At 39.6% G+C, this 14,886-nt stretch carries 14 protein-coding genes and 1 riboswitch; of the genes, 7 read left to right on the top strand and 7 right to left on the bottom strand.

The features are described from left to right. Positions 1-54: 54 nt before the first annotated feature. The 5 genes from IEV17_RS15495 to ftsW all read left to right on the top strand — a co-directional run bounded on the left by IEV17_RS15495 (position 55) and on the right by ftsW (position 5,391). On the top strand, positions 55-315 hold the full coding sequence (locus IEV17_RS15495) for a FeoA family protein (protein ID WP_034600743.1): 261 nt from the start codon (positions 55-57) through the stop codon (positions 313-315). Next, positions 312-2,165 (top strand): ferrous iron transporter B, encoded by a 1,854-nt coding sequence (feoB, locus tag IEV17_RS15490; RefSeq protein WP_004659407.1) that lies wholly within the window; start codon positions 312-314, stop codon positions 2,163-2,165. The genes IEV17_RS15495 and feoB overlap by 4 nt, the downstream gene beginning before the upstream one ends. Positions 2,166-2,177: 12 nt before the next feature. Continuing rightward, positions 2,178-2,429 (top strand): DUF6587 family protein, encoded by a 252-nt coding sequence (locus IEV17_RS15485; RefSeq protein WP_004659406.1) that lies wholly within the window; start codon positions 2,178-2,180, stop codon positions 2,427-2,429. Positions 2,430-2,828: 399 nt separating this feature from the next. Further along, positions 2,829-4,187, top strand: a complete 1,359-nt coding sequence (gene murD / locus IEV17_RS15480; RefSeq protein WP_004659404.1) for a UDP-N-acetylmuramoyl-L-alanine--D-glutamate ligase — start codon at positions 2,829-2,831, stop codon at positions 4,185-4,187. Between the two features lie 10 nt (positions 4,188-4,197). Then, positions 4,198-5,391 carry a putative lipid II flippase FtsW gene (gene ftsW, locus IEV17_RS15475; protein ID WP_004659402.1) on the top strand — a complete coding sequence of 398 codons (1,194 nt, stop codon included), beginning with the start codon at positions 4,198-4,200 and terminating at the stop codon, positions 5,389-5,391. A 51-nt stretch (positions 5,392-5,442) separates the two neighbouring features. Here the strand turns inward: ftsW and gluQRS are convergent, their stop codons facing one another. From gluQRS to thiC, 5 genes are all read right to left on the bottom strand, one after another. Next, a complete protein-coding gene (gluQRS, locus tag IEV17_RS15470; RefSeq protein WP_004659400.1) occupies positions 5,443-6,354 on the bottom strand; it encodes a tRNA glutamyl-Q(34) synthetase GluQRS in 912 nt (303 codons plus the stop codon). Between the two features lie 3 nt (positions 6,355-6,357). Next, positions 6,358-6,891: an RNA polymerase-binding protein DksA gene (dksA, locus tag IEV17_RS15465; RefSeq protein WP_004659397.1), complete on the bottom strand. Its 534-nt coding sequence runs from the start codon at positions 6,889-6,891 to the stop codon at positions 6,358-6,360. Between the two features lie 189 nt (positions 6,892-7,080). Further along, the gene (cpdA, locus tag IEV17_RS15460) at positions 7,081-7,896 is read right to left on the bottom strand and encodes a 3',5'-cyclic-AMP phosphodiesterase (protein WP_004659396.1); all 816 of its coding nucleotides are present in this window, start codon (positions 7,894-7,896) and stop codon (positions 7,081-7,083) included. Positions 7,897-7,918: 22 nt separating this feature from the next. Next, complete coding sequence (locus tag IEV17_RS15455; protein ID WP_004659393.1) at positions 7,919-8,527, bottom strand: NUDIX domain-containing protein; 609 nt, start codon at positions 8,525-8,527, stop codon at positions 7,919-7,921. 75 nt (positions 8,528-8,602) lie between these two features. Continuing rightward, positions 8,603-10,498 carry a phosphomethylpyrimidine synthase ThiC gene (gene thiC, locus IEV17_RS15450; RefSeq protein ID WP_004659392.1) on the bottom strand — a complete coding sequence of 632 codons (1,896 nt, stop codon included), beginning with the start codon at positions 10,496-10,498 and terminating at the stop codon, positions 8,603-8,605. A gap of 84 nt (positions 10,499-10,582) precedes the next feature. Further along, positions 10,583-10,703: riboswitch (TPP riboswitch) on the bottom strand. 146 nt (positions 10,704-10,849) lie between these two features. On the opposite strand from thiC, the gene phoU reads away from it, so the two are divergent. Then, positions 10,850-11,572 carry a phosphate signaling complex protein PhoU gene (phoU, locus tag IEV17_RS15445; RefSeq protein WP_004659390.1) on the top strand — a complete coding sequence of 241 codons (723 nt, stop codon included), beginning with the start codon at positions 10,850-10,852 and terminating at the stop codon, positions 11,570-11,572. Positions 11,573-12,033: 461 nt separating this feature from the next. Here the strand turns inward: phoU and IEV17_RS15440 are convergent, their stop codons facing one another. Both IEV17_RS15440 and argH read right to left on the bottom strand, forming a co-directional pair. Further along, a complete protein-coding gene (locus IEV17_RS15440; protein ID WP_004659388.1) occupies positions 12,034-12,306 on the bottom strand; it encodes an oxidative damage protection protein in 273 nt (90 codons plus the stop codon). A 9-nt stretch (positions 12,307-12,315) separates the two neighbouring features. Beyond that, positions 12,316-13,749 carry an argininosuccinate lyase gene (gene argH / locus IEV17_RS15435; protein WP_004659386.1) on the bottom strand — a complete coding sequence of 478 codons (1,434 nt, stop codon included), beginning with the start codon at positions 13,747-13,749 and terminating at the stop codon, positions 12,316-12,318. On the opposite strand from argH, the gene IEV17_RS15430 reads away from it, so the two are divergent. Next, positions 13,740-14,882 carry a sensor histidine kinase gene (locus IEV17_RS15430; RefSeq protein WP_034600737.1) on the top strand — a complete coding sequence of 381 codons (1,143 nt, stop codon included), beginning with the start codon at positions 13,740-13,742 and terminating at the stop codon, positions 14,880-14,882. The genes argH and IEV17_RS15430 overlap by 10 nt on opposite strands. Positions 14,883-14,886 lie beyond the last annotated feature (4 nt).

Genomic DNA, 14,886 nt, shown 5'->3' with positions numbered 1-14,886 from the left:
ATTATTCTCATTTGCCTGTATACTCTAGGAGAAAAGAGTTTAGGGTTAGAAGCGGTGCGATTGTCAGCATTAAAAGTCAAGCAAACGGCGATGATCACAAAAGTGAATCGCTTAGTAGATGATACCGAACAGCCAGATCTTGTGGCTATTCGATTAGAGAGTTTGGGCTTTGTGCCCGGTACACAAGTGCAGGTGATTACCAAAGGTATTTTTGGTGGCGATCCGATTCTAATCCAAATTGGTTTTACTCGTTTTGCATTACGTAAAACTGAAGCCGATAAAATTGAAATCCAATTTGAAGGAGCACCTGCATGAGTGATGCGTTACGTGTTGCCCTTGTGGGAAATCCAAACTGCGGTAAGACTTCTTTATTCAATCATTTAACTGGAACACGCCAGAAAGTTGCCAATTATGCAGGGGTAACAGTAGAGCGTAAGGTTGGACATTTTCAGTTGCCTTCAGGTCGAAATGTTCGAGTACTTGATTTGCCTGGAACATATAGTTTGCAAGCAACAAGCCCTGATGAAGAAATCACGCGTGATGTGTGTGAAGGTAAAATTGCTGAAGAAGGGCAACAAGATGCATTTTTATGTGTTGTTGATGCGACTAATTTAAAGCTTCATCTCGGCTTAGTGCTGGAAATTATTGAGTTAGGTCGTCCCATCCTTGTTGTGTTAAACATGATGGATGAAGCACGTCGCCGTGGAATTCAAATCAATACTCAAAAATTATCAGAGCGATTGGGCGTTCCTGTGGTTGAGACAGTCGCTGTGCGTAACTCAGGTATTGAGAACTTACTGCACGCATTAGATCAACAAAAATATACAGTGCCCCATACCGAACTCAGTGGTTTAACGGGTGAGCATCATCAAAAGATCCAAATTATTTTTAAAGATGTGGTGAACTTTGTTGATCAAGAAGATAAGCGAACCGATTTTCTCGACAAAATATTTTTGCATCCTGTATTGGGCTTATTAAGCCTTGCTGTGATGATGTTTATTGTGTTCCAAGCTGTATTTGCTTGGGCAGCTCCATTTATGGATGGGATTGAAGGTCTTTTTGGATGGCTAGGTACGACACTTGGTGCTTATATCTCGCAGCCTTTGCTCCATAGTTTAGTCGTTGACGGAATTATTGCAGGGGCTGGGGGCGTTATTGTGTTCTTGCCTCAAATTCTGATTTTATTCTTTTTTATTTTGGTTTTAGAAGAATCTGGCTATCTGCCGCGTGCCGCATTTTTGTTAGATAAATTGATGTTTAAAGCAGGCTTGAGTGGTCGTGCTTTTATTCCTTTATTATCGAGCTTTGCTTGTGCAGTACCAGGCATTATGGCAACGCGTAGTATTAGTGATCCACGTGATCGCTTTACCACGATTATGGTTGCACCATTGATGACTTGTTCAGCACGACTACCTGTCTATGCCTTATTGATTGCAGCATTTATTCCAAATCAAATGGTGTGGGGGATTTTTAACCTGCAAGGCTTGGTGCTATTTGGCTTATACATGTCGGGTATTGTCAGTGCTTTGTGTGTTTCGATTGTGATGAAATTTCTACAAAAAGATAAATCACAACATGCATTATTACTCGAGTTACCAAGTTATCGCATTCCTGATTTAAAAAGTGTCGGGATTGGATTATTAGACCGTGCCAAAATCTTCTTAAAACGTGTGGGTGGAATTATTTTCGCTCTTTCGATTTTACTTTGGTTCCTATGTACTTTCCCGCAAGCACCAGATGGTGCGACACAGCCTGCAATTGATTATAGCTTTGCAGGGATGTTGGGGCATCTGATACAACCAATTTTTGCCCCGATAGGATTTAATTGGCAGATTTGTATCGCATTAATTCCTGCGATGGCAGCGCGTGAAGTGGTTGTTGCAGCATTAGGGACGGTTTATGCCTTATCAGGGGCGAATGATGATGCTGTGGCACAAGGTTTATCTCATCTGATTAGTATGGATGGCACGGGTTGGTCATTGGCTACAGGTTTATCGCTATTGGTTTGGTTTATTTATGCTCCGCATTGTTTGGCGACTTTAGCTACCGTTCGTCGTGAAACAGGTTCATGGAAATATGTTGCAATTATGGCAACGTATTTGTTCGGCTTAGCTTATCTAATGTCTTTTTTCACCTACCAAATTGCATCACGCATTTGGGGCTAAAAGGAGTCGCTTATGTTTGAGTATTTGATTGTTGCTGTATTAGTGTTATGGAGTGCTTTTGTCGTTTTTAAGAAAGTATTCCCTAAAACTGCAAGTTCCTTGTCGCTTATTTTGTCAAATCTATGTCAGCGATTTGGTTGGCAGAGTTTGGCCATGTGGTTAAAACCTAAAGCTGTTATCGGATGTGCTGGTGGTTGTGGTTGCTCGACTGACGCGAATGAACCACAAAATAAAGAAGCGATTCAAACAGTAAAATGGCATTGAATCTCTAAAAGCTCACATTGGATTGTGGGCTTTATTTTTTGATATCCATGATTGTGAGTTTTTTGAAAATATGCCTATCTTTAAATACGGGTGTTTTTCTTATTTTAGATCATTCAAAAAGAACCTGTAGCATGAATGTGTTGGATTAAATAAATATTCAAAATCAGTCAACTTCTCGCCCATCTTTGAAACATCTGATTGCTAAAATACATTCATTTTTAAGTTAAAAAAATTTATATCTTGAATAAATAAGCTGGAAAAATAACAGTAAATTTTATCTGTTTAACACTTACGCACTGACACAAAAAATATCGAATAAAATGAAAACTGAAAAAGCATTTAAAACAGTAAAGTGCTAACATTTTTGCCATTCTGTAATCTGCAAAAAATGGGGCAAAAATGTTAATACAACGTGGTGGATTAAAAGTTGTAGCTGGCTTAGGGATTTCGGGAGTGTCAGCAGTCAACTTCCTACATGAGCAAGGCTACCAAGTTGCAGTAACGGATTCTCGGGAAACACCGCCAGGGCATGATCAAATTCCTGCCGGTGTTCGTACCAGTTTTGGAAAGTTGGATGCAGAACTTTTATTACAAGCAGAAGAAATTATTCTTAGTCCAGGACTTGCCCCTCAATTACCAGAAATTCAACAAGCAATTGAACAAGGTATTCCTGTTGTTGGTGATATTCAAATACTACGTCGTGCTACTGAAGTCCCAATTGTTGCAATTACAGGATCAAATGCAAAAAGTACAGTAACGACGCTGATTGGGTTAATGGCACAAGAAGCTGGTCGAAAAGTCGCTGTGGGGGGGAATTTAGGACGTCCCGCATTAGATTTGCTCAAAGATAAGCCAGAGTTAATTGTTTTAGAGTTATCTAGTTTTCAGTTAGAAACAACCTCGAATTTAAATGCAGAAGTCGCAGTTGTTTTGAATATGAGTGAAGATCATTTAGATCGTCATGGTGATATGCTTGGTTATCACAAGGCCAAACATCGAATCTTCCAAGGCGTGAAAAAAGTGGTCTATAACCGCGATGATAATTTAAGTCGTCCGCTTGTACCTGATGTTACACCAATGCAAAGTTTTGGTCTAAATGCACCTGATTTAAATCAATATGGTGTGCTTCGTGATGCTGATGGCACGATGTGGTTAGCACGTGGCAGAGCGCGTTTGATGAAAACCTCAGATATGTATATTCAAGGTATGCACAATGTTGCTAATGCACTCGCATGTCTGGCGTTGGGTGAGGCGATTGGTTTAGATACTGCATCTATGTTGGAAACACTCAAACACTTTAAAGGTTTAGAGCATCGCTGTGAATATGTGAAAACAGTTTCTGGGGTGCGTTACTATAATGACTCTAAAGGAACCAATGTAGGTGCAACCCTTGCTGCAATTGATGGTTTAGGTGCTGCTATTAAAGTGAAACATGGCAAACTAGCATTAATTCTAGGGGGGCAAGGTAAAGGTCAGGATTTCAAACCATTACGAGATGCGATTCAAAAATATGTAAAATCAGCGATTCTGATTGGTGAAGATGCGGCTGTGATTGAACAAGCTATTCAAGGTACCACTGTAATCCAACACGCAACGAGTTTATCGGAAGCAGTAGCACTCGCACAGAAATATACTAAAGCTGAAGATGTCGTTTTACTATCACCAGCTTGTGCAAGCTTTGATATGTTTAAAAGCTATAATGATCGTGGACATCAATTCGTGGCATGTGTAAATGCCCTGAATGAAAATAAAAATTAGGAACTGATCTATGGCTGATTTAGCCCAAAATACGGTACAAAAGATTTCACAATTATTGAATCGTTTACCTAAACTCCCTGCCGAAATGACAGCGCGTAATGTGCTCATTTTTTGTGTAATTTGTTTGCTGTGTTTCGGTTCGGTCATGGTGGCGTCTGCATCAATGCCATATGCTGAATATATTCATGAGAATCCATTTTATTTCTTAATTCGTCATGGAATTTCGATTGTTGTTGCTGCCGTAGTGGCATTCTTAACCTATAGAGTTTCCTTGAATTTATGGTTTAAAAATGCTTTTCCATTATGGCTTGTGACGATGGTACTGCTATTGGCAGTGTTGGTCGTTGGTTCGGAAGTCAACGGTTCACATCGTTGGATTAAGCTCGGTGGTTTTACTTTACAACCGACGGAAATTGCGAAAATCGTAATGGCAATTTTTACCGCTGACTATGTTGTTCGCCGTGCTAAAGAAGTTCGAACGCATTGGAAAGGCTTATTGCGACTAAGTGGCGTCATGGCTTTAACTGTTGGGTTTATTGTGGCAGAGCCCGATCTCGGTGCAACGGTTGTTATTGTTCTCATGATGGTTGGTGTGTTTTTCTTGGCAGGTGCACCAGCAACTCAATTTTTAATTATGCTTGGGGCAATTCTTGCAGGAATTACCGCACTTATTTTATTTGAGCCATTCCGTTTCCAGCGTTTAATTTCCTTTACGAATCCTTGGGCTGACCCATTAGGTGTCGGTTATCAGTTATCAAATGCGTTGATGGCATTTGGACGTGGAGAATGGATTGGAACGGGTTTAGGACACAGCGTACAAAAGCTTTCCTATCTTCCAGAGGCGCATACAGACTTTATGTTAGCGGTTCTTGGTGAAGAGTTTGGCTTTGTTGGTGTCACCTTGGTGATGGTATTGTCCTTTACTATGTTGGCGTGCTGTATTCGAATAGGACATCGTGCTCTGCAACATAACTACTTACGCGCAGGTTATTTGGCATATGGCATTAGTATTATTTTTCTTATGCAAATTTTGGTAAATGCTGGGATGAATATGGGTTTAATGCCGACTAAAGGTTTGACTTTGCCGTTTATTAGTTATGGTGGTACATCTTTGATGATGTGTGCTGCGATGATTAGTTTAATTCTGAAAATTGATGCTTCAACTCAAGAATTAAACCCTGTAAAAGAAGAGTCGAATTTCTAGGCTATTTAAAAAATGAAAAGGCTCTGTCATTATGCAGGGCTTTTTTATTACTTATAAGAAAACACCATTAAGATGAATGCCTTTGGGGATTCGATTTATATCCCATTGTTGTACGGCTTGTTGAAGCATGATACGTGGCTGATCAAGTTCTATAGCAGATTGACCTAAAGCTAAAATGGCCTGCTGTAAGAGTTTAGGTGCCTGATTGATATCTAGCGCCTGAGCCAAATTTTGTTTAGATAATTTTTGCCCTTGATCATTCATGGCAAGGGGGAGGTGCATATAGTTGAGAGATGGGTAATTCTGTAAAGAGCCTAACCAAATTTGTCTGACGGTATTGTCTAAAAGGTCTGCACCGCGCACCACATGCGTAATACCTTGTAAATAGTCATCTACCACCACAGCGAGTTGATAACTAATAATACCATCACGGCGTTTTAAAACAAAATCACCCAAGTCATATTTAAGATTAGAGCATAACTGACCCTGTAAGCGATCTTGAAAACAAATCTGTTGATCCGTGACTTTTAAACGAATGGCTTGATCAGCAAACTCTAAATTTAAATCGCGACAGGTTCCTGCATAGATATGATTTGAACCCAGTATTTTTCGTGTGCATTGGCAGGCATAAATCGCATCGGATTGCTTGAGTTGCTCAAGTACCTGTTTATAGATCTCGAAACGATCTTTTTGGAAAATAATCTCAGCATCTGGTTCAAATTGAAAGGCATCAATGCAAGAGAGGATATGTGTTTCGCTATTCGGAAAAATACGAGGAATATCGGTATCTTCGATGCGAACTAGCCATTTCCCTTGATTGACCTTGGCATCGCAATAACTGGCAACTGCGGTAATCAAAGAACCAAAATGCAATGGGCCGGTTGGCGATGGCGCAAACCGACCCACATATGAGCTACATTCTGCCGAAACGATTAAATCCTGTTTCGCAGTTTGTTCTCGCATCGTTTAACCGTTATTTTGCTTTTCTTTGATTTCAGCCAAAGTTTTGCAATCAATACATAAGGTCGCCGTAGGGCGAGCTTCTAAACGACGTAAACCAATTTCAATACCACAGGTCTCACAGAAACCGTAGTCTTCATTTTGAATTGCTTCAATTGATTGTTCGATTTTACGAATGAGTTTACGCTCACGATCACGTGTACGTAATTCAATCGCAAACTCTTCTTCTTGCGTTGCTCGGTCGTTGACGTCAGGAAGAGCAGTTGACTCATCTTGCATTGTGTTCAATGTACGATCAACTTCAGACATTAACTCAGCTTTCCATGCATTTAAAATTTGGCGGAAATGCTCAAGCTGTCCTTCAGACATATATTCTTCATTTTTCTTCGGCTGATAAGGTGCAATTCCAAATAAGCTTGCAGTTGTACCACCTTCTGAAGCTTTTGGTTTGGTTTTACGTACGCGTTTCACAGCCGATTTTTGATCGTCGATCACTTCTGTCTGTTCGTCCAAGACTTGATTTTGGTTGTCATTCGCCATATAGGGCATTCCTCATCTTACACGTACTATCTATACGCAAAAAATATGGTGATATGCAAGTGTTTTTATAGAAACCTAAGATGGTTTTTTCCATCAAGGGTCGACATCATATAGAGTTTTTCAGCAAGATGGTAGTCATTCCCGTCCAGATTTTGTGAGAAAACGATAATGTAATTTGTAATCAAAAGTTTAGTCATATCCCAAGACTTCAGAGCTATTCATTCGCTGTGAAGTTGATAAACGATAGACCTGAGTTTCGATTTCTCCGTTTGCTTTAAGTTTAATAAAGCGGTAACCCGGATGTTCTTCATCAAGTGCAAACTTATCACTTTTAGGTTTGAACTGTATGCAGGTTGATGGCGTTGATAAAAATTGAATACCTTGCCATGTGTTAATAGAATCTTGGTGGACATGACCACAGATGATGGCTTTGATATTTGAAAAAGGTCGAATCGTTTCGAGTAAATCAGATGAGTTCTTTAGTTTATGTTGATCAATCCAAGCAGATTCCATGGCAAAAGGATGGTGATGGCAGGCAATCATAATATGGCGATCATGATGTTTTTTTAATAATTCTGTTAATTGTTCAAGGCCAGCCTCTGCAATTTTGCCATCAATTCTTGTTGGCTGTGCGCTATTAAGTAAAATAATGGACCAATCGCCAATTTCTACCACAGTAGGTTGATGTGGATCTGCTCCATGAAAAGGGAAGTTAGATACATCATCATGATTGCCGGGCGTCTGAAAAAAGGGAATGCCTATACTCTGCATATGCTTAAGATAGCGATCATAAGTCACAGTTGTTGGGTTCTGTGCTAAATCTCCAGTATGCACAATCATATCGATCTGCGGATGTTGTTGGCGCATCAAGTCAATTACTGCATGAAAGCTTTGTTCAGGGTGCATCCCGACAAACTCTAAATGCGGATACTCCAATAGATGAGTATCAGTAATTTGTATGATCACAAAATCTTTTTGTGATAATTTTGAGACTTGGAAAGTCACCGTCTTACCCCTTTCAGATTTATTATCGTTGTATATGTTGACTAAGCCATTGTAATGCCATGATGACAGGGGCATTCTTCAAGCGATTATTTTTGAATAACATCGTGATTTCAGCGTAATCAAATAGATGGAGTTGAATATCTTCTCCTTCATCTGGAATGCCAAAGATGCCTCCATTGCTTGGTAAATCAACTTCTGCAGCATATAAATGAAAAAACTCAGCGCATGCACCAGCAGAAGGATAAAAACTGAATAAATGCTGCAATTCATTAATTTCGCAGCCTGATTCTTCTAGACTTTCACGACGAATACAGGTTTCTGGGGATTCATTTCCATCCAGTACACCAGCAATGATCTCAAGTTGCCATGCTGACTCGGAGTCATTTAATGCACCAACACGAAATTGTTCAATAAGTGCGAAACGTTGTTGCTGATTATTATAAAGTAAAACGCCAGCAGCTTCTGGACGATGTATAAGTTCACGCTGAATAATTGGTGAATATTCAGATCGATGAAATAGTCGGTGCGTAAGATTCACTTTCTCAACTTGAATGAATCCTCGGAATAAAAACTCTCGAGATTCTATCGTAACGTCGGATGCTGAATAGCTGGCGTGGTCAAGAATATTCATCTTCAATCAGGATGAGATTGTACATATCTCATCCTAACCGAGAATGATTCGTGGGCAAATCTTTTTTTAGTCGATTTACAGTTTGTGGTACAATTTTTGACCATGTTCCTGATAAGCGGTTTTCATTGCATTGAGACCTGCTTCAACATCTGTTTCAGCATCATTTGATTGCTTGGCATTGTGCTGATTTTGGGCATAATCTCGCACATTCTGCGTGATTTTCATCGAGCAAAATTTTGGTCCGCACATAGAACAGAAATGTGCAGATTTGTGTGCTTCTTTGGGTAAAGTCTCATCGTGCATGCTACGTGCTGTATCAGGGTCTAAGCTGAGGTTGAACTGGTCATCCCATCGGAATTCGAAGCGTGCTTTCGACAATGCATTATCACGAACTTGAGCACCTGGATGACCTTTGGCTAAGTCTGCTGCATGTGCTGCAATTTTATAAGTGATAATACCATCTTTAACATCTTTCTTATTTGGTAAACCTAAGTGCTCTTTCGGTGTGACATAACAGAGCATTGCTGTGCCATACCATCCAATCATTGCAGCACCAATTGCAGAAGTAATATGGTCATAACCCGGTGCGATATCGGTGGTGAGTGGGCCAAGTGTGTAGAATGGTGCTTCTTTACATACTTCAAGTTGTAGATCCATATTTTCTTTAATCATATGCATAGGCACATGACCAGGACCTTCAATCATCACTTGTACATCATGTTCCCAAGCGCGATGTGTGAGTTCACCTAATGTTTTAAGCTCGCTAAATTGAGCCTCATCATTTGCATCCTGAATACAGCCCGGACGTAAACCATCACCTAAGCTAAATGAAACGTCATAGGCTTTCATGATTTCACAGATTTCATCGAAATGCGTATACAAGAAGTTTTCTTGATGATGAGCGAGACACCACTGCGCCATAATTGAACCGCCACGAGACACAATACCTGTGAGACGATTTGCTGTCATAGGCACATAGCGTAATAACACACCTGCGTGAATAGTGAAATAATCTACACCTTGTTCAGCTTGTTCAATCAAAGTGTCTTTAAAGATTTCCCAAGTGAGATCTTCCGCGACACCATCTACTTTTTCCAAAGCTTGATAAATAGGCACGGTACCAATTGGTACAGGAGAGTTACGGATAATCCATTCTCGGGTTTCATGAATATTCTTACCCGTCGATAAGTCCATGATAGTGTCCGCGCCCCAACGCGTTGCCCATGTCATTTTAGCAACTTCTTCATCAATCGATGAACCTAGAGCGGAGTTCCCAATATTGGCATTAATTTTTACTAAAAAGTTGCGGCCAATGATCATTGGTTCAATTTCAGGATGATTAATGTTGGCAGGAATAATCGCACGACCTGCGGCAACTTCTTGACGCACAAATTCAGGTGTAATTTCTCTTAAATTCTGAGCACCAAAGTTTTGTCCTGCATGCTGACGCATGTCTACGCCTTCACCTTGACGTTGATTTTCACGAATTGCAATATATTCCATTTCAGGCGTAATAATGCCCTGTTTCGCATAATGCATTTGCGTAACATTTTTACCTGCCTTAGCTCGACGAGGGTTTTGAATATGAGCAAAACGAATGTCAGCAGTACGAATATCTTTTAAGCGAGCCTGACCAAAATCAGAACTTAAACTTGAGAGTACATCGGTATCATCACGTTCTTCAATCCAAGTTTGGCGGACAGAAGGTAAACCTTGATTTAAATCAATTTGTACATCAGGATCTGTATAAACACCTGATGTATCATAAACCATTACAGGTGGGTTGTATTCACCCCCTAGACCTGTCGGTGTTTCTGTCAAACTAATTTCGCGAAATGGAACTTGGATATCTGGGCGAGAACCTTCAACATAAACCTTGCGTGAAGCAGGTAAAATACGGGTTAAATCTTTAGCATCTTGCTCATGTTGAGCAGAAATATCAGCAGAGGGAAGATTCGTTAATTGGTTCATGGCATGATCCTTATGTATTACATTAACGAATCAAGCACGAGCAAAAACGATAGCGAATTTATCTCTTTGATAAATAAAGGCGAGGCTTTTGTTGGGCTTGATTCCTACGCAGGTGTTAACCTGATCAGGTTCAACGGTACTCATCTTTAAATCTTGTGATTAAGATAATCTCAGCAGTTAATTAACTGCGCTCCGTCAAGCTAGGTATTTAGACTAACAGATTTTTAGATTTTTGTTTTATCAATTCGCACCAATCGACTTTTGACTCAGCTGTGTTATTGTCATAAAAGTTTCATCATTGCTGTGTTTTAATCACCAATCATTTTTCCATGTGTCTAGTGGAGGCATACTGTGAGTCCAAGTAATCCTGTGTTAAGTCACCATATTTCTTCACAATTTAATGAAGACTTACAAGATGTACATACCAAATTTATGACGATGGGTGGCTTAGTAGAGCAGCAGGTTGCAAATGCAATTCATGCTTTATTAGACACAGATGAAAATTTGGCGATTGATGTTCAATTTAAAGATAATGTTGTTAATCAATATGAGCGTGATATTGATGAAGGTTTAACCTTGATTCTCGCTCGCCGTCATCCTGCTGCAATTGATTTGCGTATGGTAATTGCGATGAGTAAAGCAAATACAGATTTAGAGCGGATTGGTGACGAAGCTTCAAAAATTGCTCGTATTGCGCAAAATTTATGTGAAGAAGGTGAGTCTCCACGCGGTTATATGGAAACACGCCATATTGGTAACCAAGTGCGCGTTATGATTCATGATGCTTTGGATGCTTTCGCGCGTTTAGATGTTGATCAGGCTTTAAAAGTGGTGATGGCAGACGTGGATATTGATCGTGAATATCAGTCTGCAACACGAACTTTGATGACCTACATGATTGAAGACCCTCGTCATATTGCTCGTGTGATTAATGTGATGTGGGTATTACGTTCGCTTGAGCGAATTGGCGATCATGCACGTAATATTTCAGAGCAAGTTATTTATATGGCAAAAGGTATGGATGTACGTCATACCAGTATTGAAGAAATCGAACAAAAAGTGAATCAAAAATAATCACTAAATAAAGATTCAAAGCTGCTACATAATGAGCAGCTTTTTTATCGCGATACGTTGCATAAAGTCATCGGAAATGAAGTAATCCTTAGGTAAATTTCAAGAGTAGTCATCCAATAATTTCTCAAAATCCTAAGGTATTTTTTATTGTGGGGTTAGCGTAATTTGAACAACGTTGCTGGGGCAATTTATTGTCCCAATATAATCGCGAATATAAATTTACATCATACAAATAAAAAAATCCCAGACTTCGGGGGAAAGTCTGGGAGAGAAATATCATGCGTTGCTTGAGATATCGAACTATCTCTTTGTGTTTCTGTTATTCAATATAAGCGGAGAGTGCCGATCTGTCATGTAGACAACTGTGTATACTCTGTAACCCTTTATTACTTATGTAAATATCACGTAAAAAGAGAGCTATATTTAGCTCTCTTTTATTCATTGGTGTTAGCTGAAACGATTTACTTTTGTTCCGTCCAACCTTCTGCTTTTTCAACACTTTCATCATTGTTGAAGAACTTCTCTCGTTGCTCTTCAAGAAACTTCTTCGCATCGGGTTCGAATACATTGAGTCGTTTTTCATTAATGAGCGTGGTTTGGTGTTTTAACCATTCTTGCCAAGCCTGTTTTGAAACCGTCTCAAAGAACTCTTGGCCTTTTGCACCTGGAAATGGTGCAAAGTCTAAACCGTCAAGCTCTTGTTTATATTTGCGGCAAAATACTTGTCTAGTCATGATTTATCCTTAAGCGTACAACTGTTCTAGGCGAGTGTGTGCACGAGTAATAGCTGCTTCAACTTGTTTTGGTGATGTCCCGCCGATATGATCACGTGCATTCACAGAAGCTTCTAAAGTTAAGGCTTTATCAAATACATCTGCTTCGATCAAATCAGAGAATTGTTGAAGCTGTTCCAGTGTCAATTCAGATAAATCTTTTTCTTCAGCGACACCAAGCGCAACTGCTTTACCTACAATTTCGTGTGCATCACGGAAAGCAACACCTTTCTTCACAAGGTAATCAGCAAGGTCAGTTGCTGTAGAGAAACCACGAAGTGCTGCTTCACGCATAATTTCAATGTTTGGAACGAGTGCAGGCACCATGTCTGCAAAAGCCATTAAGCAACCACGAACGGTATCAATCGCATCAAACAAAGGTTCTTTATCTTCTTGGTTGTCTTTGTTATATGCCAATGGTTGACCTTTCATTAGGGTCAATAAACTAATCAAATCACCAAACACGCGACCTGATTTACCACGAACAAGTTCGGGTACATCTGGATTTTTCTTCTGAGGCATAATTGAAGAGCCTGTGCAGAAACGATCTGGGATGTTCACGAATTTAAATTGTGCCGAAGTCCATAAAATCAGTTCTTCAGACATACGTGATAAATGCATCATGATCAATGATGCAGCAGCGTTAAATTCAATCGCAAAGTCACGATCGGAAACAGCATCAAGTGAGTTTTCTGAAACTGCTTCAAAACCCAATAATTCTGCTGTATATGCGCGATCAATTGGGTAGGTTGTTCCTGCTAATGCTGCTGAACCGAGTGGCATGCGATTAACTCGCTTACGGCAATCTTGAAGGCGTTCAGTATCGCGAACCAACATCTCAAACCAAGCCAACAGGTGATGACCAAATGTTACTGGCTGAGCTGTTTGTAAATGAGTAAAACCAGGCATGATAGTATGGGTATTTTTGCTTGCCAGACTGAGTAGGCCTTTTTGTAAGCGTAGTAATAGACCTAAAATGTCATCAATTTCATCGCGCAAATATAAACGGATGTCAGTTGCAACTTGGTCATTACGGCTACGGCCTGTATGTAATTTTTTACCTGTGATGCCGATACGTTGAGTCAAGCGAGACTCAATGTTCATGTGTACATCTTCTAAATCAATACGCCATTCGAAATTACCCGCTTCGATTTCGGCTTTGATTGTATTCAAACCTTGGATAATATCATCACGCTCAGCCTCGGTCAGTACACCAACTTTAGCAAGCATGGTTGCATGTGCAATCGAACCTGCAATATCTTGTTTATAAAAACGTTGGTCAAATTGAACAGATGCGGTAAATTCTGCAACAAATGCATCTGTTGCTTCAGAGAAGCGACCGCCCCACATTCCAGAGGTTTGATTAGGGCTTGCTGAAGAAGAGGATTGAGAAGATGTGGTCATGGCGGCTCAGTAAAATAAAAAAGAGTATAGCAAATCCAAACGTAGTTGCTGAAATTCGACGCAAGAAGTTATCGAAAACACGTCAAATGAGTCCAGCAGGGTCCTATTTTTTTACGAAAATAAGGCAATCGCAACACTTATTGGAGTTAATTGTAGCAAGTAATGTTTTGGCAATGGTACTTGCACTTGCAGAAGCTCGTTCTTGGCAAGCAGTGGAAAGTATCCGAGTTTTTCAATACATGCTTTTTATTAACTGGATAATTTTATCGTTTTCTGCTTTTGTTGACTATTTTCAAGAGTTTTTTGCCAAATTTAGTCAGAAAATGGCGTTAATTTTAGGTTTTATTTTTCTTCAACTTATTGTTTTACTTACCACTTGTGTCATTAATATAATTCAATATTGGGGTTCATCAACAAATAATTTTTCTGAAGATATCTTATTTCAAGGTGTAAGTCTGCATTTGGGGTATGGCATCTTGCTTGGTGCTTTCTGTTTGCGTTATCTCTATATGCGAGAGCAATGGATGAATCAGCAATATAGTGAGCTGAATGCACGGATTCAAGCTATGCAAGCACGTATTCATCCTCACTTCTTATTTAATAGTTTAAATAGCGTCGTGAGTTTGATTTCAATTGATCCTGACAAAGCAGAAAACATGTTGATTAACTTGTCACGATTATTTCGTGCCAGTTTTCAAGAGTTGAAATTGGTGAGTTTGGCTGAAGAAATTGACTTGTGTCAGCAGTACTTAAGTATTGAAAAATTACGTTTAGGAGAGCGTTTAAAGGTAGAATGGAATATACAGGCGACGTCTTTAGAATTAAAACGAGTCACGATTCCATTATTAACATTGCAACCTTTGCTAGAGAATAGTATTTTTCATGGGGTAGAAAAAGTTTTACAGCCCTCAACCATTAGTGTATTGGTTGAAATATTGCAAAATCAAGTCAGTATAGTCATTACTAACCCTTATTCTCACGATACAATAAAATCGAGACAAGGGAATGGTATTGCAATAGAAAATGTGAAGCAACGTCTAAAAGCCTATTACGGACAGACAGTGAAGTTTCAGGTTTATGGGGGAGTATCGTTATATACCACGGTGGTAAGTTATCACTATCGAGTAAAATAATAAG

Source organism: Acinetobacter modestus (assembly GCF_014636095.1).
GTDB lineage: Bacteria > Pseudomonadota > Gammaproteobacteria > Pseudomonadales > Moraxellaceae > Acinetobacter > Acinetobacter modestus.
This window is presented reverse-complemented; position numbering and strand designations above follow the sequence as displayed.

Bases quoted from the DNA above. Each gene is read 5' to 3' on its own strand.
- feoB (WP_004659407.1), top strand. From the start codon at position 312: ATGAGTGATGCGTTACGTGTTGCCCTTGTGGGAAATCCAAACTGCGGT.
- IEV17_RS15485 (WP_004659406.1), top strand. From the start codon at position 2,178: ATGTTTGAGTATTTGATTGTTGCTGTATTAGTGTTATGGAGTGCTTTT.
- murD (WP_004659404.1), top strand. From the start codon at position 2,829: ATGTTAATACAACGTGGTGGATTAAAAGTTGTAGCTGGCTTAGGGATT.
- ftsW (WP_004659402.1), top strand. From the start codon at position 4,198: ATGGCTGATTTAGCCCAAAATACGGTACAAAAGATTTCACAATTATTG.
- gluQRS (WP_004659400.1), bottom strand. From the start codon at position 6,354: ATGCGAGAACAAACTGCGAAACAGGATTTAATCGTTTCGGCAGAATGT.
- dksA (WP_004659397.1), bottom strand. From the start codon at position 6,891: ATGGCGAATGACAACCAAAATCAAGTCTTGGACGAACAGACAGAAGTG.
- IEV17_RS15455 (WP_004659393.1), bottom strand. From the start codon at position 8,527: ATGAATATTCTTGACCACGCCAGCTATTCAGCATCCGACGTTACGATA.
- thiC (WP_004659392.1), bottom strand. From the start codon at position 10,498: ATGAACCAATTAACGAATCTTCCCTCTGCTGATATTTCTGCTCAACAT.
- IEV17_RS15440 (WP_004659388.1), bottom strand. From the start codon at position 12,306: ATGACTAGACAAGTATTTTGCCGCAAATATAAACAAGAGCTTGACGGT.
- IEV17_RS15430 (WP_034600737.1), top strand. From the start codon at position 13,740: ATGTGGTCATGGCGGCTCAGTAAAATAAAAAAGAGTATAGCAAATCCA.
- argH (WP_004659386.1), bottom strand. From the start codon at position 13,749: ATGACCACATCTTCTCAATCCTCTTCTTCAGCAAGCCCTAATCAAACC.